Origin of the sequence: Chitinophaga arvensicola, from assembly GCF_900110835.1 — a bacterium.
GTDB classification, from domain to species: domain Bacteria; phylum Bacteroidota; class Bacteroidia; order Chitinophagales; family Chitinophagaceae; genus Chitinophaga; species Chitinophaga arvensicola.
Window position 1 is genome coordinate 1,523,733 of the sequence record NZ_FOJG01000002.1, and the last position, 22,733, is coordinate 1,546,465.

18 protein-coding genes and 1 pseudogene are annotated in these 22,733 nt (G+C 38.1%); 9 read left to right on the top strand and 10 right to left on the bottom strand.

Going from position 1 to position 22,733, the window contains the following annotated elements; genetic code table 11:
- Positions 1-3: 3 nt before the first annotated feature.
- Positions 4-1,062 (top strand): hypothetical protein, encoded by a 1,059-nt coding sequence (locus BMW79_RS23570; RefSeq protein WP_089898692.1) that lies wholly within the window; start codon positions 4-6, stop codon positions 1,060-1,062.
- 106 nt (positions 1,063-1,168) lie between these two features.
- On the opposite strand, the gene BMW79_RS23575 is transcribed toward BMW79_RS23570, so the two are convergent.
- The 4 genes from BMW79_RS23575 to BMW79_RS23590 all read right to left on the bottom strand — a co-directional run bounded on the left by BMW79_RS23575 (position 1,169) and on the right by BMW79_RS23590 (position 7,262).
- On the bottom strand, positions 1,169-2,665 hold the full coding sequence (locus BMW79_RS23575; RefSeq protein WP_089898694.1) for a TlpA disulfide reductase family protein: 1,497 nt from the start codon (positions 2,663-2,665) through the stop codon (positions 1,169-1,171).
- Between the two features lie 490 nt (positions 2,666-3,155).
- Complete coding sequence (locus BMW79_RS23580; protein WP_089898696.1) at positions 3,156-3,488, bottom strand: hypothetical protein; 333 nt, start codon at positions 3,486-3,488, stop codon at positions 3,156-3,158.
- Positions 3,489-3,708: 220 nt separating this feature from the next.
- Positions 3,709-5,052: an HlyD family secretion protein gene (locus tag BMW79_RS23585; protein WP_089898698.1), complete on the bottom strand. Its 1,344-nt coding sequence runs from the start codon at positions 5,050-5,052 to the stop codon at positions 3,709-3,711.
- Between the two features lie 23 nt (positions 5,053-5,075).
- A complete protein-coding gene (locus BMW79_RS23590; RefSeq protein WP_089898700.1) occupies positions 5,076-7,262 on the bottom strand; it encodes a peptidase domain-containing ABC transporter in 2,187 nt (728 codons plus the stop codon).
- Positions 7,263-7,534: 272 nt separating this feature from the next.
- Here BMW79_RS23590 and BMW79_RS23595 point away from each other — a divergent pair, with 272 nt between their 5' ends.
- The 4 genes from BMW79_RS23595 to BMW79_RS23610 all read left to right on the top strand — a co-directional run bounded on the left by BMW79_RS23595 (position 7,535) and on the right by BMW79_RS23610 (position 12,443).
- Complete coding sequence (locus tag BMW79_RS23595) at positions 7,535-9,178, top strand: vitamin K epoxide reductase family protein (protein ID WP_089898702.1); 1,644 nt, start codon at positions 7,535-7,537, stop codon at positions 9,176-9,178.
- Between the two features lie 198 nt (positions 9,179-9,376).
- On the top strand, positions 9,377-10,714 hold the full coding sequence (locus BMW79_RS34260; protein WP_245752648.1) for a glycosyltransferase family 25 protein: 1,338 nt from the start codon (positions 9,377-9,379) through the stop codon (positions 10,712-10,714).
- Between the two features lie 18 nt (positions 10,715-10,732).
- Positions 10,733-11,572 (top strand): glycosyltransferase, encoded by an 840-nt coding sequence (locus BMW79_RS23605; protein ID WP_089898704.1) that lies wholly within the window; start codon positions 10,733-10,735, stop codon positions 11,570-11,572.
- A gap of 22 nt (positions 11,573-11,594) precedes the next feature.
- Entirely contained in the window at positions 11,595-12,443 is an 849-nt protein-coding gene (locus BMW79_RS23610; protein WP_089898706.1) for an alpha-1,2-fucosyltransferase, read from the top strand.
- 103 nt (positions 12,444-12,546) lie between these two features.
- Here BMW79_RS23610 and BMW79_RS23615 read toward each other — a convergent pair whose 3' ends face one another.
- Positions 12,547-13,188 carry a hypothetical protein gene (locus BMW79_RS23615; protein ID WP_089898708.1) on the bottom strand — a complete coding sequence of 214 codons (642 nt, stop codon included), beginning with the start codon at positions 13,186-13,188 and terminating at the stop codon, positions 12,547-12,549.
- 189 nt (positions 13,189-13,377) lie between these two features.
- Positions 13,378-13,758 carry a winged helix-turn-helix transcriptional regulator gene (locus BMW79_RS23620; RefSeq protein WP_089898710.1) on the bottom strand — a complete coding sequence of 127 codons (381 nt, stop codon included), beginning with the start codon at positions 13,756-13,758 and terminating at the stop codon, positions 13,378-13,380.
- A 115-nt stretch (positions 13,759-13,873) separates the two neighbouring features.
- Between BMW79_RS23620 and BMW79_RS23625 the strand changes: the two genes are divergently transcribed.
- From BMW79_RS23625 to BMW79_RS23630, 3 genes and pseudogenes are all read left to right on the top strand, one after another.
- On the top strand, positions 13,874-14,761 hold the full coding sequence (locus tag BMW79_RS23625) for an alpha/beta hydrolase (protein WP_089898712.1): 888 nt from the start codon (positions 13,874-13,876) through the stop codon (positions 14,759-14,761).
- A gap of 71 nt (positions 14,762-14,832) precedes the next feature.
- Positions 14,833-14,934 (top strand): annotated as a pseudogene (locus BMW79_RS34265) (AraC family transcriptional regulator); the annotation flags it as partial.
- 948 nt (positions 14,935-15,882) lie between these two features.
- Complete coding sequence (locus tag BMW79_RS23630) at positions 15,883-18,264, top strand: ABC transporter permease (protein ID WP_089898714.1); 2,382 nt, start codon at positions 15,883-15,885, stop codon at positions 18,262-18,264.
- Between the two features lie 493 nt (positions 18,265-18,757).
- Here the strand turns inward: BMW79_RS23630 and trxA are convergent, their stop codons facing one another.
- Together trxA and BMW79_RS23640 are read right to left on the bottom strand one after the other, a co-directional pair.
- Entirely contained in the window at positions 18,758-19,180 is a 423-nt protein-coding gene (gene trxA, locus BMW79_RS23635; protein ID WP_089898716.1) for a thioredoxin, read from the bottom strand.
- Positions 19,181-19,898: 718 nt separating this feature from the next.
- Positions 19,899-20,333, bottom strand: coding sequence for a hypothetical protein (locus tag BMW79_RS23640; RefSeq protein WP_089898718.1), 435 nt, complete (start codon positions 20,331-20,333; stop codon positions 19,899-19,901).
- A 426-nt stretch (positions 20,334-20,759) separates the two neighbouring features.
- Here BMW79_RS23640 and BMW79_RS23645 point away from each other — a divergent pair, with 426 nt between their 5' ends.
- A complete protein-coding gene (locus BMW79_RS23645; protein ID WP_089898720.1) occupies positions 20,760-20,987 on the top strand; it encodes a hypothetical protein in 228 nt (75 codons plus the stop codon).
- Positions 20,988-21,194: 207 nt separating this feature from the next.
- Here the strand turns inward: BMW79_RS23645 and BMW79_RS23650 are convergent, their stop codons facing one another.
- Both BMW79_RS23650 and BMW79_RS23655 read right to left on the bottom strand, forming a co-directional pair.
- A complete protein-coding gene (locus BMW79_RS23650; RefSeq protein WP_089898721.1) occupies positions 21,195-21,815 on the bottom strand; it encodes a hypothetical protein in 621 nt (206 codons plus the stop codon).
- A gap of 564 nt (positions 21,816-22,379) precedes the next feature.
- Positions 22,380-22,574 (bottom strand): Arm DNA-binding domain-containing protein, encoded by a 195-nt coding sequence (locus BMW79_RS23655; RefSeq protein WP_089898723.1) that lies wholly within the window; start codon positions 22,572-22,574, stop codon positions 22,380-22,382.
- Between the last annotated feature and the right edge of the window lie 159 nt (positions 22,575-22,733).

Sequence of the window (22,733 nt, forward strand, 5' to 3'; positions counted from 1 at the left end):
TATATGAGTCAATTTCCGCATATAAAGCTGCCTTTACAGAACAAACTGACATTCACTGCTAACCCGGTAAACGTAGTGCCATTGCCGGATGGAGAGATCCTGATGAACTTTGCAAGTCAGCCGTTGATTACAAAACTCAATGCCAATCTTGAAATTGTCTGGGAGAAAATCATCCAGGGAAAGAATACAAACTATGTAAGCAGTAAGCTGTCTGCCTCCTCCGATGGCCGCCTGATGGCTATTGCGGGTATGACTGACATGCGTATTCTTGACGCAGAAGGTACTAAAGTACTACATACTGTAGAACATAGTTCCTGGGGCTGGTTCCTGGGTGCCGCCTGTTATTTTTCCAGGGATAATAAAACGATCTGGTTTGTATTGCCTGGTGAGGAAAACGAAACGGACACCTTACAGGTAATGGATGCTGCCACTTTTGAAGTAATAGCTGCTTATCCGCTGCTGGAAAGTCAGCAATATACCTACGGATTTCATGCTACGCCAGACAATGACATCATCTTACTGGAAGCAGCCGCCGGCGAAGATAAATCCATCCAGATGCAGTTACAGTTAACCGATGGCGCCATCGTCCTCACGGAACTGACCCAATGTGATGATGCCATCATGGGTAATTTTTCGCCATCCGGAAAAGAATGTGTTATGGCTCCTCATTACGACGGTCCGTTAACCATCTACTCCTTCCCTGAAATTGCCCGGGTAGCCGCACAGGAACAGGAAGCCATTTTCGACGGTAGCAAAGATTTTCCTGCCGCCGAACCGGATAATATCAATTACAGCGTATTTTTTGTAGATGACAATAACATCCTGGTAGTTTCGCAGTTTGGAAGATTACTGTTGCTCGACAGAAAAGATTTACGTTGTAAGGCAGAGGTAAGACCAGAAGGTATTGAATTTACCGCATACAACCTGGATGGTAACCCTACCACCAACCCGGATTATATCTTTGATTACAGCAGTAATATTATTAATGTAATGATTGTGCACGACAAACTGTTGCTGACAACCGGAGAAGGTGAGTTACGCAGTTATGGCCTGCCAGTGTGATAAAGACGTTAAACGTGTAGTAAATTCTTCAAGCAATAGAAACGACAAAAGGCATTCTTAAGAATGTCTTTTGCTATTTTCGAGACATCCTCAAACAGAGGCCCAACTACATCTTTAATAACCCTGAAATCATTAATTCGAGCGTGCGTTCGTTATCTTGATCAATTTGAAATTTTTTGAAAACAATCCGGCCTTTTTTATCGATAACAAAGTTTTGGGGTGCTCCACTTACCCCATAATATTCGGTTTCAAATTCCGGGGTCGCTCGTAAAGGGATAAATGAATATCTGCTATTCTTTAAGAAAAGTTGTACGAAATCATCCTGCTCAGGGTAAACATTAATACCTACATATGCCACCTCCTCATCACTGAATTTATTAATCACGTTCTGGAAATAAGGGAACTCAGCCCTGCATGGGGAGCAGTAAGGAAACCAGAAAGTTAGCAAAGTAACTTTTCCTTTCAGATCTTCCAATTTCAAATTACTGCTTTTAGTATAAAGCCCAAGATCGAACGCGTATGCGGGAACGGCGATCTTATTTCTGATAGCTGCAATGTCTTTATCTATCCGTAATTTATTTCTGCCTATTTTTTTACCATAAAATGCCAAAGCATCATAAAGTCTATCTGTTGGCATCTGAGCAAATTTAGCAGCCACGCTATCATAAGCGGCATTAGTATTACCTGTCTTATCGAGTAAAAACGATTTTCTAATAGTAATAAAGTCATCTATATAGTTCCAACGCGGAAGTACAGCTTTATTTAGTTCAATGCTCGCATTCGTATAATCTTTACTGTCTTCTAATTTTCTTGTAAGGATTAATGATTCCGCCAATTTTTTACGGATCTTCCAATCTCCTTCCTCTCCGCTTTCATTAACGATGGCAAGTGCCTTTTCAGGATCTGTCTGCATATACATATCCACTAACTCTTTCGTTGCTGATTCGGAAAAAGAGAATTTTTTTGGCGGATATAGATGATAGAGTTTTTCAAAATACTTAATCTTTTCCGCCTGACTTTTTGCACGGCGGCCAATAAAATAAAGTAAAGATACGCTATGAGTATTTTCAGGATAACGATTTAAAAAATTCAGCGCGTGTTGCTTAAATTCGCTGTAATCTTTGTCCATCAAAGAATAAATATAATCTGCCTTATATCCAATGTTTGAAGTGTCTGCAAGCATTGCCTTATTCAGGTACACATCTGAAAGCTGATTCTCACCTCTTATTCTTGCATCCACAAACAACATATTCCAAATCCGGGCATTCCCTGAATCTATTTCAGCAGATTTCAAAAGAAACTCTCTGGCCTGCGGCATTTCAGCATTGTAAAAATAGGTACCTAACGCTAATGGGATAGCGGCATTTCCGGGATATTGCTGGATCCACATTCTATACTGGGATGGAAGGTCGGGATGTCTTATTCCCATTGCAGTAATAAATTTCCTATGTAATGCAGCGTTATTGAAATCCTTTTCCAGCTCTACTTTTGCCTTCCTGATTTCTTCAGGTGCAGCCGGACCTTTTCTAACTGGCATTTGTGCTGACACAGTCAATATCAGGCCTATATTTAACAAAACTGATAATCCAAATAAGCTCTTCATACTTTAACAACAAAATCTATATTATTATAAAAATCTCCGACACATAAAAAATAAAATGCAAATCTATATCAATAACATAGGCAGCTTTATTATGTTCCTATTCATAAGAAATTACCTGTAGCATAAAATCATGCTACAGGTAGTTTTTTTATTTGGGTACACATACCCCATGGTAAAAATTGCCATCCGGGCACAAAACACTCTCGCATTTTTTGTCAGTCGGACATGTTAATGTTCCTTGTCCGCATTCATTAACGCACGGCTCTTCACTACCACTTCCGCTGCCACTTCCACTTCCGCTGCCGCTTCCACTACCACTGCCACCAAATCCACCTAATACATTTTTTAACTGCACCCTGGTCAGGAGCTCAGAAGCTCCCAGCTCTAAAGCTTTCAATTTTAGTTTTTTCATCGCTATTTTTTTTTATAAATAATTAATATCGACTCAAAACTAAAATCTCTCATAGCAGTATATCTGCCATGAACACATTCATATCTTTTTACAGAGTTCAAAAACGGTTATTTCGGAGAAGCACAAATTTTCATCCTTGCCAATAGCCGCCATTTCTTCTCTTGTTAATACCTGTCCGTCCTTTATAAAAAGATGTTTCACCATTTCTCCTTTCTCATCATAGTAATAGGTATTTCTCATTCTGTCAAATTTAATAGGAAATCCTAGTTCCTTCATATCTGTCAAAACATCCGTCATAGCTCTTTTACATAAACCATTCCTTTGGGCGAAGTTCTCAAGGTTGCCAGTGGCTTTTCTCTTAATGAGATAATCGATGTACTTCAGACGTTTAATATGTTTCAAAATGGCCATAGGGTGAAATTTATTGAATGAAATCCCTCATGTATTTATACTGAAAAGGGCTACGATAATTTTTTGATGTTATAAGTACATCAATGGTACATCTGTAGATAGTTTTTGGAGATAGTGGAATTTTATTCATAATGGGTTTTAAAAAACAATCTTATCCAGGTACAAAACTATAATCCTAAAATATAAATAAATTTATCAAATTCAAAATTATTAACACAGCTTACTTGTTGCCCACTGAGGTGGATTTTACCAGATTGTAATACATCCTTTCCATCAATCTGAGGTTTTTTGTGATGATGATTGCCTGCGTCCGTAATCCATTCTTGTAGGGTATGTTTTTGTTATTATTAGTTACAAGACCTCTGTTTAGCCTTATGGTAGCCAGAAAACCGCTATCTGAAGGAATACTGGAAATATAGCTGAGCGTGCCTTCAACAAAGCCATTTTCCTGATATGGATAGGCCTCAAAACGCAGCTGTACCTGAAATCCTGTATCTATCTTACCAAAATTGTGCTGTGGCAAATTAGCTTCTACATAAATATGTGTATCATCAGGATTGATATATCCCAGTACCTTACCTGCTTTCAGATATTGATTTTCCTGTAGCGGAATAATAAATGACGTTTTCCCGGCAACCGGAGCCTGTAAAAAATACTTCTTCTTCCAATCATCTACTTCACTTTTCAGGGATTGTATCGATTGTTGAAATCCCGTTTTCTGTATGGCAACATCTTGTTCCAGCTGATCCAATTCCTTCAACTTGTCTCTTCGCAGAGAAGTATTAGATAACAAAGAAGTCTCCAGCTGAGGAAGTGCTAATGTCTTGTTTACATATTTACTTTTCTCAACCCTAAACTCTTCATTCGACAATACCTTCTCAGCGAGCAGTTGTTTATTCATACTAAAGGTCTCTTCTGCAAGTTTTACATCCTGTTCCGTCAGCTCCTTCTGTCCGTAAATAATCTGTCGTGCACTGTCAAGTGAATAGATATCGGTTTGCAAGAAGTATTTTCTTCTTTCATAGAATCCCATAACTATATAATCATTGTACTGCTGGCATATTGTAATAAATTTCTGATAAGAGGATTGTAGTTCACCCAGATTGTCAAACCGTTTGTTAAACAGGGTTGCTACTTTACTAATCTGGCCCGAGTTTAACAAAGCTATACTGCTATCCAGCTGTTCTGATAAAAACAAAACATCTTCATGCCTGGCAGTACTTTCAAACCACCCGATTATTTCCCCTTGGGCCACATCGTCATTATTATGAATCAATAATTTAACAAGACGGCCATCCTGCTTTGTTACTATTTCTTTAGGAGCATTTTCAGCAGTAAGTATAGCCCTTGTTTCAATGATATCAGGGTATTTTATAAACCAGGTAGAGAAGAACAATACCAGTAGTATAGATAAAAAAAACAGTAAGGCCCATCGCTCAAGGAAATCCGGCTTCCTTGAAATTATCTCTTCAGATAGCTCTGAGCGTTGATTAATACGGGATGTGATCGTTTTGGCAGCAAGAAATTCCTTTTCCTCCTGCTTGTCAATCAGTTCTTTTTCCATAATAATTATTTTAACAGTATAGATTAAGCGCCTAATTCAAGTTGGTTTTTCACAAGGTCATAATAGCGGCCACGTATGGAGGTCAGATAGGCATGTGTACCTTCTTCTGCTATTTTCCCCTGATGTAGTACTACTATTTTATCTGCATTCTTAACGGTACTGAGCCGATGCGCTACTACGATAACCGTTCTGCCCTGGAAAAAGTTAGCAAGATTCTCGACAATAACTTTTTCATTATTAGCATCCAGTGCGTTTGTTGCTTCGTCAAAAAACAGATAATTGGGATCTCTGTATACAGCTCTGGCGATAAGAAGTCGCTGGCGTTGCCCCTGGCTCACACCTACACCGTCTGCGCCTAACTGTGTATTAAATCCATTGGGTAAACTTTCAATAAAAGAAAGAATATTAGCTACCCGGCAGCTATGCAACAACTTTTCATGATCCACATATTCATCACCTACAGCAATATTCCTGGCGATGGAATCATTGAAAATATATCCATCCTGTAATACAGCCCCGCATTGCCTACGCCAAAATGAAGGGCTGAGATATCTAAAATTACTTTCACCGATCCTTATTTCGCCTTCATACTGATCATATATTTTAAGAAGAAGCTTTAACAGTGTTGTTTTGCCACTACCGCTTATTCCTACTACAGCAGTAACTTTTCCTTCGGGTATATCAAGATTAATATCTTCTAATACGTTGTCATTCCCGGCACCAGGATAAGCAAATGACAAGTTGTTAATTGTAATGTCCTTGCTTTGTGGCAAATAAGTCATGAAAGACTTGTTTGTGGGCTCCTCATCTTCCAACTGATGAATTTCGTTGAGCCGTTCCATACTTATTTTAGCATCTTGAATACTTTGCGAAAGGCCTATAAACTGCCCAACAGGGCCACTAAGCTGACCAATAATATATTGTACTGCCAACATTGTTCCAAAGGTCAGTTGTCCGTTTACTACCAGTTGGGCTACCATGAAGCTTAACAGGATATCCTTTCCCTGTGTGATAAATAACCCGCCTGCCCCTTGCCATTGCCCGTAGTTTAATCCTTTATACTTCAGATTAAACAGGTTTACCTGTATATTCTCCCATTCCCAACGTTTAAGTCGCTCTGCATTATTAAGTCTGATTTCCTGCATACCCTGTACTAATTGCAACGTAGCACTATTTTCTTTCGCAGAGAGATAAAAGGTTTCATAATTCATCTTTCTGCGTATACGAAGGAACAATTGAATCCAGCCAAAATACAGCAGGTTACCGGCGGTAAATACCAGGAAGAGATTTATGTTGTATGAGATGAGAATAATAGCATAAATAAAGAAATTAAAAATGGAAAAGATAGTTCCCATTGTTTGTCCTGTAATGAAAGACTGTATCTGTCCATTATCTCCTATACGCTGTAATGTATCACCCGTTTGATGCGTATCGAAATAGGATATCGGTAATCTTGTCAGTTTTATCCAGAAATCCGACAGGACAGCGATATTTATTTTATTCGAAATCCTTAATTGCAAACGACTTCTGATAAAACCAATAACAGTACTACTAAAAGTAAGCATCAACTGGGCAAAAAGGACAATAGTAATATATTGCAGATTTCGGGTATTGATCCCCGTATCTACCATCGTTTGGGTTAGAAAAGGAAACACCAGTTGCAGCAGTGAACTAATAAGCAAGGATATAAAAATCTGTATAAACTGCCCCTTGGCTGGCCGAAGATATCTGGTTATTATACCCCAGTTAAGTTTCGCTTCCTTTTCACCCTCGCTTTCGTAGAAAGCCGGTGAAGGTTCCATCAGCAGTACTGTACCAATCTCCCCTATCTCATCTTTGCTATTAGAAACCCAATATCGCAGAAATTCAGCCTTTTTGTAAGATACAATCCCTCTTCCCGGATCTGCAATTTTTGCAATCTTCTTATTAATTGACACAAGGACAACAAAATGGTTTTGATTCCAATGTAATACAGCGGGTAATGGAGCAGTATAAAGTTTATCAAAGTTAATCTGCGCTCCTCTTGTTCTGAATCCCATTTTTTCGGCAGTTTCACTAATTCCTAATAATGAAACTCCTTGTTTACTAAAACCTGCATTTTGTCTTATGGTGTCGACATTATAATGCTTCCCATAGTGTTTGGCGATCATTCTGAGGCAGGTGGGGCCACAATCCATAGCGTTAAGCTGGCGGTAGAAGGAAAAGGACATATTTTTAATATGCTAAGGTTGACAATGAATGTAACAATTAAATATAAAAAAGTTTTGAAATTAAATTTTTAGTATTAGATTTGAAATCATACTTATGTTATCTTTATCATTGAAGATAAAATATTTTTTTCCGAAGTTTACATGTAGCGTAGTTGAAAACCCAGATTGTGCAAACCCATACATGTAGCTATAGTGAGTCCACGTTGATAATTCAAGCCACGTTTCAAGTATCTGTTGATATAATTCCTAAGTACTGTAAAATACGAATACCTATGCGTTATTTATTCTCTAACCTGTTTGGTTCTTCGAGTAATGGAGCGGAAGTTGCCTATTTGTTTTCATCACTTCTATCAGTTAGCATCTCTCCCAGCACCTTAAAAAAGGAGATCGAGGAACATCCTGATTTCCCAAGTTTATTAAGTATTAGCGACATACTCAACAATTATGGAATTGAAAATCTGACGGCAAAATTTGACCCGGATAAGTTTAAAAATATTCCTACTCCATTTATTACCCAGATAAAAGGTGATGATAATGGAAATGTTTTTTTCAGTGTGGTAAAAGAAATAAGTGCAACTCATGCCAAGTTTTTCGATTATGAAAAAAAGCAATGGAAGGAAACCCATATAGGTAACTTTACCGATCAATGTACTGATATTGTGCTAATGGGGGAGCCAAAAGAAAAATCAGGGGAAAAAAATTATCAGGCAAAAATCAAAGAAGAAAAAAGAAAAAAATATGGTGGATATCTTGCACTTTTGTGTTTGCCGGCGGTTTTATTATTTACAGGGGTGTTTTCATTTATACAAAACGGAATGTCGGCCTTGCTTCCTTTTTTGTTTTCACTGTTAATGCTGACAGGAACTGCGGTTACCTCCTTGTTGCTCTGGTATGAAATAGACAGATACAATCCATTCTTACAACAGATCTGTTCGGCACGAAAGAATATCAGCTGTAATGCCGTGCTCTTTTCCAAAGGCGCTAAAATATTCGGTATCAACTGGAGTACTATTGGCTTTTGTTATTTCTCAGGAGGCTTGATCAGTTTACTGATTGCTGGTATTACAAATACATCAATGCTGGCTTTCTTGTCTTGTCTTCATCTGTTTACATTACCATATATTTTTTATTCCATTTATTATCAATGGAAAGTCGCAAAACAGTGGTGCGTACTATGTTTATATATTCAGGCCATTATTGCTGTCACTGCTACTATTACGTTTTGGGGCGCCTGGCATCTAAACTTTCCGGCAATAAACAATATACCGGGATTACTATTACAAGCAACTGCAGGATTTAGTATTCCATTTATTATTGCAACAATATTGCCTCCTTCCCTGAAAAAAGCAAAAGAAAGCAAACAGACTAAAACAGAGCTACAACGATTGAAACATAATCCACAAATCTTTGAAACCTTGCTTCAAAAACAAAAAGCAATTGACGAAGAACCCTATGGTTTAGGAATTATACTGGGAAATCCGTCTGGTTCGCGGAAAATCATCAAGGTCTGTAATCCCTATTGTGAACCTTGCGCCAATGCCCATGAACCATTGGAAGCGTTGCTGCACAACGATCCCGACTTACAACTACAGATCATATTTACGGCTTCCTCTGCTGAAGGAGACTACAAAATGCCACCAGTAAGACATCTGCTCGCTATCGCTGAAAAAGGCAATCTTGAAGAAACAACACAATCACTGGGAGACTGGTATAAACAAAGCGTCAAAAATTACGATCAATTTGCCTCTAAATACCCTCTTAATGGGGAATTACAGCGCCAGAAAGATAAAATAGACGGCATGTCCAACTGGTGTAGTAAAACTAAAATTCAATTCACACCTACCATTTTCATTAATGGGCATCAGCTTCCCTCTTTATATACAATCCATGATTTAAAATATTTCCTTTCCGTTTAGATCCAATAAGGCAGCGAAGAATATCTCCTATTCAAAATGAATAAGAGATTACTTTCTGTGATCCTAATATATGTTACAAAGATCAACGATACGGCTTAAAAACGTTATGTTGACACATCCTGATGGCCTCAAATCCTCATGAGAAAGAGCTATTAAAATTCTATACAAAAGATCTCCATTCAATCTCAAAGCAAATATATGGAAGAAAAAAGCATCTCCACATTTGTAATCAACCTGAAAAAAAGAACTGAGCGTAAGAAAAACATTCAAAAAGAATTCAGAAGCAGAAAAGAATTTTCGTTAACAATAGTTGAAGCCGAAGAAAACAAAAATGGTGCTATAGGATTATGGAATACCATTAAACATATATTACAGGATCTTGTACCAGCACAAAATGAGTACATTATTATCTGTGAAGATGACCATCAATTTACCGAGCATTATTCACCTGAATATTTGGAAGCTGCCATCGCTGCCGCTATAGAAAAAAAAGCAGACATACTGCTGGGAGGAGTAAGTTGGTTTGAAAACTTCATCCAGGTCTCAGAAAAACTATTCTGGACGAGCAATTTCTCCGGGCTTCAATTTACTGTAATTTTCAGGAATTTGTTTCCGGCTATACTCAATTCTCCCCTGGAATATTTTATGGCAGCAGACTACCAGCTTGCCTCACTCACTGATAACGTCATGTTCCTATATCCTTTTATTTCTATACAAAAAGATTACGGATATTCTGATGCCACACCCAAGAATAATTCTAAAGGAATAGTAGCAAATCTATTTGTTTCAACAGCAAACAGATTAAAAATATTGAAAGATGTGAATGAGACTTTTGGTGTAAAAAACACCTCCCAGGCAACTATTCCGCCTCTCGAAAATATTACCATTCCAACATACGTCATCAATCTTCCCGAACGGGTGGAACGTCTTCAACACATAAAAAGTCAATTTGCAGAAAAGCCAGAGTTTGATGTAACTATTGTGGAAGCTTGTAAACATGAAATAGGCGCCTATGGGCTATGGCAAAGTATTCTAAAGATTATCAATATGGCAGTTGACAATGATGATGATGTCATTATTATTTGTGAAGATGATCATCAGTTTACATCCGATTATTCTAAAGAATATCTTCTTAAAAATATTATTGAGGCACACTATCAGGGAGCCAGCTATTTATCCGGTGGTACCGGACGTTTTGGATATGCCATCCCTCTAACTGAAAACAGGTACTGGGTCAATCACTGCCTGTCTGCTCAATTTGTTGTGCTTTATAAAAAGTTGTTTCCTGTAATTCTCTCTGAGCCATATGATGAAACTGTTGTTGCTGATCTCGTGTATTCCGATATAACCAGTAACAAAATGGTACTCTACCCATTCATTTCAATACAAAAAGATTTTGGCTACTCCGATGTCACTGAAATACATAATACCAGCAAAGGAATCGTTAATAGACTATTTGCGGAAAGTGAGAGGAAACTGGATACTATTCAAAAAGCATTTAAAAAATATAGTTCCACAGGAGATATTGCTGTATAGTGTATTTAATTAGTCTATATGCGTGAAAAAAAATCCTTCATCAGTTATTTGGCTACAGATGATTTCCTTCCGGGAATATTGGTATTACATGAGAGCCTTAAGAATCATAATCCCCATATTCCATTCCTGGTGATTACTTCCGACGAAGTTTCATCAGACACTATCAAACTACTCAACTATCTGTCTATTCCTAGCAAACAGGTAGCTCCTGTCAATAATCCAAATCCTATTATCAATGTTAACAGAAACTTCCGGGTAACATATACAAAACTAAGAATATTTGAATTAACTGAGTTTAGTAAAATTGTTTATTTGGATGCCGATATGATTGTTCTTGGCAACATTGAAAATCTTTTCCATGCGCCTCACATGTCTGCCGTTATTGCCGGAGGCTTTCTTCCTAAAAATCACAGCTGGGAAGATTTGAACTCCGGTCTTTTAGTTATAGAACCTGATCAACGACTATTTAACCGGATGATAATGCAGATAGATAAGCTTTCATCCATTGATGGTGGAGACCAGGGCTTTCTTCAGTCATTCTTCCCGGAATGGCCAACAGAAAAGCATAAACACCTTGATCACAAGTATAATATACCCACCCAATATGTTGATAGCTATTGCCATCTGAACAATTGCTCATTGGCGGAGCGATCAGACAAGATCCTTATCATTCACTACTGGGCATATTATAAGCCATGGAAGTATAAACAACCCGAAAACAACCGCTACCACTATCGGGAGGCGATTTGCATCTGGATAAAACATTATGATATGATCATAGAAAGTCTTTCTAAAAAAAATATCATAGGAGGAATTTATGATTATTTGAATCGCATACACGAAATAATTCATCAATAAGTTTATTAAAAACATAAGCAATATGATAGCTTTACAACTTTTTGGAGGATTGGGCAATCAAATGTTCCAATATGCACTGGGAAGACATCTTTCAACAAAATACAATCTTCCTTTATTCCTCAATAAAACCATCTATGAAGAAAACAGATCTGATAGAGTTTATGCGCTAGATGTTTTTAAATTAGGAGAGAACATAGTAGACGACCCTGAACCACTTCAATTAAACGCTGCGACCTTAAAAGCATATGAACTAAATGAAACTGATTTCACTTTTGATGAAGATATCCTGACCATCCTCGATGACCAAAATACCGATGATTTATTACTCGTAATTTCTGGATATTGGCAATCATTTAAATACTTCGAAAAAATCAGTTCTTTACTAAAACAGGATTTTGTATTTGTAAATGAAGTAATGGGCAGATGGAAAGAGTTAATGAACTATATTCAATCAGTAAATGCAATAATGATAAATGTTAGACGAAGCGATTATCTCACTGAGATTAAATCGCAGATACATGGTGTTGTGAGTATCGAATATATTGAGAAGGGAATGCAGATTATAAGAAGTAAAGTACCAAATCCTGTTTTCTTTGTTTTTTCTGATGGCATGGATTGGTGCAAAGAAAATATTTCTGCTTCTGAAGAAATATTCTTTGTGGATGAAAAATACTATGACCCCAAATTCCAATTCTACTTGCAGTTAATGGTTAATTGCAAGCATTATATCATATCCAACAGTACTTTCGCCTGGTGGTCTGCATGGTTATGTAAACATGAAGATAAAATTGTTATTTGTCCGGCTACCTGGTTTGCAACTCCAACAATAAATACAAAAGATCTGATTCCCCCTGATTGGCTGAAGATTTAAAACTTATAAGAATCCGCCAACGAAAAAGATCATAAATATCTAAACAGATACGTTATGATCTTTTTACAACGGGAAAGATGTTAAACAAAATAAGCTGCTATACTTAGATAACAAATAAGGACTGCATTTCAGTATCGTGTTCTCCTATTAAAAAGTAAAAAGGAGCTTTCTTTCTGATCCTGTCCAACTTACCCTGATCGTATAAATGCTGTAAAGCCAAATGTAAAGACAAATAAGCGTTATACATATAGACATTCATCAGCCGCTCATATCCTTCGAGAAGGCATATCTCTATTTCTCCATACTTATCTTCATCCACATTATGGTAGGCCAGTTTATTCAGTGAGTCACAGCACTTTAGCGTAACGCCCGGGACTGTATAAAACCCTTCTGCAAAATCAAAATAGCCAATATTATCATAAGGTTCCACCTGAAAAACAAGAGGAGTCGTTAATTTATTTATTCCATATGCCTCTGCTATTTCAGATTCATTGCGCATGTCACTGTATTCAAACAAAATAGCAGACAGCTCCGCTTCTACATCAACCTTTTCCGGATTCGTCCACCAGTATTGGATGTTCTCTTCCAGTTCTACAGAAAATGCAGCAACACTCTCTTCAATGGAAATCTCTAGCACTTCCTCTTTGAATTGTTCGAGCAATGGATGCAGATCAATCGTGGCAAGAAAGGCTGACTTATTTTCCGCCAGCTGATGGCTGAGAAATGCCTTGATAGCAGTATTCATAGGTATTAGTTTTATTGCTTACCCGTAAGATACGGTCCTTAAGGTATCAAAAAAAACGGTATCATACGTTTGTATGCTGCCAATTTTCAGTTCTTTTAAATCCTGATAAACATGGCTATATGTTCCAGGAGTAATGGGTAAGACCGTTGGAAGCTATTAATTCCTTTGGATTAACGGAATCTTTTGATGCTATGTTGTAGCTTCTACAGCTATAAAAGAGAGTCCCCAATTCCTCATCATATCCAACACCGGAATAAAAGATCTGCCGGCCTCAGTTAAACCATATTCAACTTTTGGTGGGACAACCGGGTATACTATTCTATCTACCAGTCCATCTTTTTCCATTTCCTTTAAATGCTGAATGAGCATTTTTTCCGAAACGCCCTTCACCTCTTTTTTCAGTTGGCTGAATCGTAGTTTGTGCTGCAGCGACAAACGATAAATTATCAATAATTTCCACTTGCCGTTAATGGCTGTACTAGTCAGTTCAATTGGGCAGTCAAAAGTTCTGCTACCTAAATTATATACAGCACTCCGCTCATTGTTCTTCTCTTTTTTTGTTTTTATCATTACATAAATATTTGATAATCATTTATTTTTACTTTCAAGTTCATTACTTACCAAAAGGTTGGTACTTGCCTAAAGGTAATCTTAATCTTAAATTGGTCAACTAAAGAATTTAATTATGAACTACCATCATTTAGGTCAGGAGTTTAATACCGTTTTTACGCAGAAGTGGACGAACGTTAATGGTATCAATATTCATTATGTAACAGGAGGAGAAGGCGAGCCGATTGTGCTCTTGCATGGTTACCCACAAACATGGTACGCTTATCGTCACATTATGTTGGCATTGGCCAGACATTTTATGGTGATCGTTCCTGATCTTCGCGGCTTGGGTGATTCGGACAAACCAGCATCGGGATATGATATTTACACTGTTGCAAATGATATTTATCTATTGACGCAACAGCTGGACTATAAAAGCATTCGTCTGTTGGGACATGACTTTGGTGCCAATGTAGCCTATGCGTATGCTGCTTCCCATCGTGATGAAGTAAGTAAACTGGCTTTTCTGGATGTTGGTCTGCTGGGGGAACAAATAGCTAACAGGCCTTTATTACCCCGCAACGGCAAATCACTTTGGTGGTTCCCTTTTCATATGGTTTCAGAATTACCTGAACTATTAGTTGAAGGCCGCGAAGAGATTTACTTAAATTGGTTTTACCAACAAACTACGTTTATTAAAGAAGCTATTGATGAAACAGCGCTTAAAGAATATGTACGCTGCTACGCCTCGCCAGGAGGTATGAAAGCCGGCTTCGATTATTACCGATCTCTATTTTTAGATTTCGAGCTTAATGCTGAGCAAGTCAAAGTGAAACTGAAAATGCCAGTGTTAGCACTTGGTGGTGCTTTAAGCTTTGCCATGCTACCGTATGAATCCTGGAAAATGGTATGTGAAAACTGTAAAGGTGGTGTTATCGCAAATTCCGGACACTATATTGCTGAGGAACAGCCACAACTTTTGCTGGAGCAACTATTACCTTTTTTTGCAGATGCCGGACAATAAAATATAACTTTTACGTTTTTTTGGGTGCTAACTATTTGGGGTTGAAGTCCTAAAACCATTATCAGTGAAGCATTACCTATGGATTGGGTTTTGAACATCCACAATCATTCGGCAGGCTGTTCAAGTCAAGGACTAACTTGTCGCCTTTAGCATTCAGGGCGAGCTTCAACTAAAGCGCGGACATGGAAGAATCCACAGTTCACAAACGCTATTCGCAGATTTGATACTCCTTAAAATAAAAAAGTGATGCATTCCTTTTCCTGGAATTGTATCACTTTTTTGATGCCCATCTTAGGCCACCTTACGAGCCTTATTGCCTTAATGGCATTGCGCCGCCGCCGAATTCCGTATTGTTTTCCCGTGTGCGTTCAAAAATGTGATAATGCTTAATCTTCTCTTTCGAAGCCTCTCCTTTCCTGCGAACAATGATTTTATCGGAGCATTTCATTTTGCAGACAGTGAAGCATTGCGCCGGTAAAACTGAGCTCTTTGGTTACAATTGCCATAAATCAATATTTTAAAGGGTTATCAAACAGGCATAAAATGCTGTTTACGTATACATAACCTGTAATTATCAGGTACGGGTTATTGAGGGATTAACTCTAACTTATCAGTGTGATATGTGCAACTGAAGTTAGCTTTGCATTAGCACTACATTAGCACTAAATTAGCATTAAGCCATAGCTTCTCTTTTGCTTTCTCAGGCAGGTATCTGCATTCACATATTTTATCATTCTGTTGCAAACGGTGTTAACCCCTATCTGTTAAAATGTATCAATGTTATATAATCGATGTGGAAATTTTTTTAAATAAAAATAGCGCCATAGGTTTGACATATTTAATTCCGAGACTATTTATGGTTAACGTCACATTTAAATAATAATATTGAATAGATGAATTCCTGAAGCTTGAAATCGAACACATATGTCCGTATCCGCACATTATAACTTATAAAGATAATCGTCACTACAACATAAAACGGCCACCACAGCAGACAGGACAACATCAGAACAAATGGTATGGTAGTTGTCACCAATTATCAGAATGCCTACGATGACTTTTAAAATAGCTCGCATAGCGCCATCACGATACAGTTTAAAAGTACTTTATAAATTAACCTTATGTTCTCAAATTACTTGAAGATCGCTTTCCGTGTTCTTTGGCGCAACAAGATTTATGTAGTTCTCAACGTTGTAGGCTTAGGCTTTGCCATTGCCTGTTGCATACTTTCTTACCTCAACTACAATTATAGAGAGAACTTTGACCGGAATCATCCTCATACTGAACAGATTTACCGGTTAAACAGTATGCGCGTGATAGATGGAAGTACACAATCCTGGGGCGTAGTGCCCTTACCACTTGCTGAAGCTATGGCAAGAGAGACAGCCGGAGCTGAGCGGATTGCCAGGCTTAGCAGTGCAGCTGTTGTTGTAAAAACCGGTCAATATACTTTCGACGAGCAAATTCATTATGCAGACAAGACCCTATTTGATTTTTTTAACTTCCCGATAAAATATGGTAATCTGTCTGGCTTTGACCAATCGAATCAGATAATCATCAGCGAAGCTTTTGCGGACAAATACTTTCCAAAACAAATACCCGTAGGCCAGTCTCTGACGCTTATTTCATCAGGAGGTAAACCTGAGATTTACACGGTTGCAGCTGTAACGCAGCAAATCCCGGGCAATTCAAGTATTCAGTTCAATATCATTACATCTTTTAAATATGGACTTGCTCATGGACAGCTAGCGCCGGATGATTGGGCGAACCCAAGCCTCATAACTACATTTGTTGAACTAAAAAATGCGAACGCCTCCCATTTCGTGAAGACCAATCTAAACCCCTATGTCGCACTTCATAATCGTAATCGTAGCGAATGGCCAATAGCAGGTTTTACCCTCGAACCTTTTTCTTCGATAGCAGCCAGCTCTGATATTGATATGCCTGGATACGTATATGGCAGCCAGTTGACCTCCAATCCCCGTGGCATACTCGTTATAGTGCCAGCCATTATGTCGCTGTTTATTTTACTGATTACCTGTTTTAATTTTACTAATATTTCCATTGCTTTTGCCAGTAGCCGATTAAAGGAGATCGGTATCAGAAAGGTAATGGGAGGTTACAAGCGCCAGTTAATCTGGCAATTCCTGACCGAGAACATCGTATTATGTCTGTTAGCGGCTGCCATCGCGCTACTGTTTGTCCACTTGCTATTACCCACTGTTAACCAGCTTACCGGTATTGACCTTTCCCCTGACTATAGCCGGGATTATGCTCTTTGGCTATTCCTGTTATGCATACCAGCTGTCAGTGCCATCTTTTCTGGTCTATATCCGGCAGTTTATGTGAGTTCCTTTCAGCCACTGCTGATTCTAAAAGGAAAAACTGCCCTTGGCGCTGCCAATCGGTTTACACATTTTCTGATGATTTCACAATTTAGTTTGTCATGTTTTGCGCTGGTAGTGGGCATTGTGATGTCTCAGAATGCATCATTTCAACAAAAAGTTGATTTTGGTTATGCTATCAATGAGTTAGCAGTTGTGGAAATTAACAACCCGCAGGAGTACCGCGTTTTTAGTCAGACGATCCAACAAAATCCGGAAATTAAAAGTGTAGCGGGAAGTGTTCAACAAATTGGTGATGGCACTTATACCCAAACTGCTCAAGTAGAAAATATCAAAATACAAACACAGGTTGCACAGGTTGGTGGCGAAGGCTACCTAAATACTATGGGAATACGCCTATTGCAGGGGCGTCATTTTCACAATACTGATGTAGATGCGTCGATCTTGGTCAATGAAACTTTTCTGCAACGATTGCAGATAAAACAGCCACTCGGCCAGCAAGTGACCCTGGATAGTATGCACTACACAATTGTTGGTGTGGTGAACGATTACAAAGAGTATGGCCTGCATGGCCTTGTACCTCCCTGTGTGCTACGCATGGCTAAACCTGATGAGTATAAGTTTATGGTTGTTCGCACTGATAAAGATAAATTGCCACAAGTAACCAAATACTTGCAGGCCGCATGGCATCAGCTGGTGCCCAATATTCCATACCGGGGCTATCTGCAATCGGATTTAATTGAAAAAGAAATTCGCATGACGCAGGCATTCAAATCGATTGCTTTTTTTCTGGCTATAATTACCTTGCTTTTATCGGCGTCAGGTTTGTTTGCACAAATTTCTTTGAACATAGATAAGAAAAGCAAAGAAATTGGTATTCGCAAAGTACTCGGTGCATCGATACTGCAAATCATTGGTCTGGTTAACCGTGAATTCATACGTATTCTCCTGATTGCTTTCGTGATAGGTTCAACTTTGGGCTACTTGTTTACCAGCAAGTTTATTTTCCAGGTTATTTATCAATATCATCCTGCTGCCGGACCAGTGCCATACATTAGTACCTTCTTCATTATGTTACTTTGCTGCAGTGCGATCATCGGCACGAGAGTATTTCACGCAGCCAGGGCAAATCCAATTGATAGATTACGTGCGGAGTAACAGCCCTATCGAGGAATATCTTATACAACTACAAATGCGTATTCCCGTCAGCATTGTAATTGTATCAAATTGTGAAGGGGGAAATTAATTGTGGGCCTTAATATTGAGACGCCAGGGATAGGCATTATTTTTCAGCAAACAATCGTAAATTCTTAAAGATAGTTCTGCTTTTTATAAAGCCTCGTAAACGCTACCGCCCTACACAATCATTATAGAGCAAAAAAAAGAAGACCTGCGCGGCGCGCAGGTCTTCAAGTCTTCCAGTGATCCCGAACTTTCTTCTATGCTATATGCAGGCATTAATGTCTCTAAGTCCTTAAATCCAGCGCCGATAAACCGATAATCCTATTTTTAATCCACCTGGTAGATGCCTCTTGTTCCTTATACTCTTTGTTAGGCAACACAGAAAGGGTTCTGATAAGCGATGTTTGAAATCTTAAAAATATATAGCCCGTCTTACGGGCTATATATTTTAGGATTAAGACCCTTGGGGTCAGGCGTCCCTTTTATATTTTGGAGACAAAGGAAGCCCTGGTAGGGGCGGCATTTCATGTATGCTCCCTGATGATTTGAGGGATTCCTGGATCTTATTTGGTGATTCGAGGTATTCCTGGATTTCCTTGTCGAGTTTCTCTTTCGAAATGGAGCCAACATGTTTGTAAACAACCTGGCGATTTCTGAAGAACATGATCACAGGGATGCTGGTAACTCCATATCCTTTACTATACTCGGGGTTCTCGTCCACATCCAATTTACCCACAATTATCTTATCGGCATACTTATCAGACAGCTCTTCAATAATTGGGGCCATTTCCCTACAAGGACCACACCATTGTGCCCAGAAGTCAACAACACAGAGTTTGTTAGAGGACAGCACTTCATGAGAAAAGTTTGAATCTGTGAATCGTTTAGACATACATTGCTTTTTAAATTGTTATAAATGTAGCATTGATTCTTTATCATCATCAGTAGCATAAGCGGTATAACAGCAAGACCTATATTTTGTTCGTTACAGGGATTATTCTTCTATAAACGCAGGATTGGTGGTGAGTGATGAATGAAGAAGTAGCAAAGCGGAAAAACCGGTAAGATTTAACAATCATACAAACAAAAATGCTTATAAGTAGTAATGCCGGATAAGTTCAATTTTGATGTACGGTATGTGGTTATTGATCTCTATGGCTTCAGCAGATTTGCTGATAATGGCGCCAGCATCTTTATTGAATAACTTTGTAAACCAGTGAAAATCCATCACGAGGAAATCCAGTAACGGTGATCCGAACACAGATAGCTACATTGCCTTCAAGATTCAAATTGTTGTAGCGGAGATGAAAAAGAATTGATAGTCTTGACTTACTTTGATAGTCTAGTAAAGTTTTAGGTCCGATTTAAAATTTTTTTTGGTCGCTTTTGTATCGGTTTGTAAGTCCTAATAATTTACTGATAAACGCTCCAGAAAAGGATACAGTAAGTATATTTTTTTACTGTATCCTTTCAGATTTGTTTTTGTATGCTTTACCTTTTATTGGTAAAACAAAAAAGCCGCTTAAATCGGGTGATTTAAGCGGCTTTAATAACCTTTGATATGCCTGTTGTGATTCCTATGGTATTGCCGAGAACAGGCAATAGCCATATTACAATTTAGCTTTGGCATCGGCAAAAGCCTGCATAAAAGACATCATTTTTTCATATGTAAATCCGTTTCTGCTATCTGCATAAGCTTCAGTTTTGCCATTAGTTATGATATTTAGTACATAATACGAAGTATCTATAAAAACGGCCTTACGACCGCTTTCATATTGTAAATTTAACGCCAGTACGGTATCTACAATCTTTACTCCCAGGGTACGTCGTTTAAAAAACCGCCGGTACTCTATTTCCAGCAGGGGGCCTGAAAGGCGCATGGCAACCGGATACTGGCATCCCATCCTGAACAGAACGATGTAGATTGCCAATATGACTCCTGGGATCCACACGCCTTGTAAAAAAAACATACCTGTAAAAAGTAGCAACCCACTGTTGAAAATCATATGTTCAAAGAAGGTATTGGCTGAAGTAAGTTCCATCATCTCAACTTTATAAAATAGATATTATAACCAGACTTCGGCATCTGATACTCAAAATTACGCAAAGGGATATCCGTAAATATACCTAAATCAGACGATGAACCCATTTGCCATTTTATTACGTACGTTGAAATAAATTGACGCAAAAGATGCCTGATACAATCTTCTGAGAGCAAAACCCACTAGTACTCCGCAGGTGGATAGAGAAAAGCTGCCTAATCCTACAATTTATGCGGCTTTGATACTGTTTATTTTCTTTGTTGTGATCCCTCTTGGACAGAAATCAAGCTACTTTATTCAAGGGATAAACGCATTGTTGTCATTAGCTAATTGTTATTGATTGGTTAATCTAATTTCCATAGGAAAAAAGATACGTATTAAAAATATACTCTACGGTTATTTGTTGATTGTTTATTAATAAATATTAAAATGGAAGTTTACCAAAATCTAGGAGGTAATTCTGGCGTCTATGCTTTTCTATTTGACGACAACTCTATAACAGTTGAATTCAGTAAAGGCGGTATGTACCTTTACAATTATAGTCAGCCGGGTAGTGATCATGTAGAGCAAATGAAATCACTAGCCCTGAGTGGAAGCGGATTAAATAGTTATATTGGTAGGCATGTTAGAGATAATTATGCCGCCAAGCTAAAATAGCGTGTTAATTAAATATAGCATTAAAAAAGCGTGATACATTCTTTCGTATTGTATCACGCTTCATGATCCTTATGGGACCAAACTCGAACCTCTTCGCATCTGAACTCCTATCAATAAACAACTGCAATTCCACATAACTTTATTGAGTACATGTTTTTTTTGCTGATATAGTTACATCTTCTATTTCCATCACCCTTAATCACTTATTTATAGTACGAACTCCAAAGCCTTATTTATCTCACAAATTTCATACGGGTCATGCGAAAATTTATAAACCTTACCATTTAGGTCAATTCCAATAAAATCTCCATCGGGCAACTCCTTAACATGAAAATACTTTTCTCCATCCAACTCAACCTCATAGACGTTGTCAGGGTTAATTTTTTTTCTAGCCTCCTTACTTAATAAGTGGGAAATACGGTCATAATCATTAGCGCCAAATGGAATGCATGATAAATCTGAAACTTTATAATTGGAAACATCAAGGTTTACATTACTACTAACAAGAGTTGCATATCCAGCAACTGTACCCGCAAGCACATAGATATCTACATCAAGATAAGATCTTGAAAGCTTGTCATATACTTTAGCACCCTTGAGGATATAACTCTTCTTATTCTCGTCTCTATACTTACCAATAACTTCTGGATTGTATCTAAAACCAACATAATTAGGAATCACCTTAGTATTAAATGATACACTTTTCAATATTCCATCTTTAATTTGCGATTTCAAGTAACTTAAATCGCTTGAGAGATCCGAAAAGATATTTAACAGCATTTGCTTTTCCCAATCTTCAACTTTCGATCTTTTAAACAAATTAAACATAGTTAATCAAGTTTTGTAAACCAATTATGCCTTTTGCACAATTCAACTTCCGGCTTAAGTCAAGTCCTAAAAAATCGAAATCTATATGGGTCAGTTATTGTATGTTGTAATGTATTTAATTTCCACACATTGAAACGATTATTTACAAGCCAGTTAAGTAACTTATACGCCCTTTTTAATTTCCAACTGTAGCGTCTTCTTCAGTTTGAGTTAATGCAGGCCGGCCAGTAGTGGTAGCAATGGAGGCAACCAGCCCTTCCAATCCTAATGTTGCCAGCCTCGTTAGCACCGGTTCAATATAGCCCGTCACAAATATAAAAGATTTATGGTGTCGTCCTAATTCATCTCTAAATACCTGAGAAGTCTGGGAGTAAGGCTCATTTACTCTCTGTGAGGCCAGAGTTCCCTCAGTCGATGACCTGTATCAGTGTCTTTCTTTCGATATGAATGCCTTAATAGGTATTCTTTAGCATTATTAGAGTAATGGTCGGTCCTTACGCGCCTTCAGCAGGTTATAATGCAGAATCAGCCCTCCCCTTAAATGAAGAATATGTTTGTTGATCTCTATAGCCTCCATCGATTGCCGGCAACTTCGGCCGCTTTATTATTGAACCGCGCCGGTTCTACCTGGTACCCCAGTGAAAAATCATCACGTTGTCCATCGATGGTAATCCGCAGCATAATAGTTGCTTTGCTGTCGGGGTTATTGTTGTCCTTCCTTAACCAGAATGAAATTGATAATTCTTGACTGACTTTCATCTTGTTTGTGGGTTTAGGTTAACGCTTGTGGTTTTGTTTGGTGTTAATTGTTTTGGTTTGAGGTCCTAAAACCCTGATCAGTGAAGCATTACAGAGAGAAAGGTTACACTAAAATTAAGTATTGCCAGTGTAACCTTTTATGTTACCATTCACCTTCGT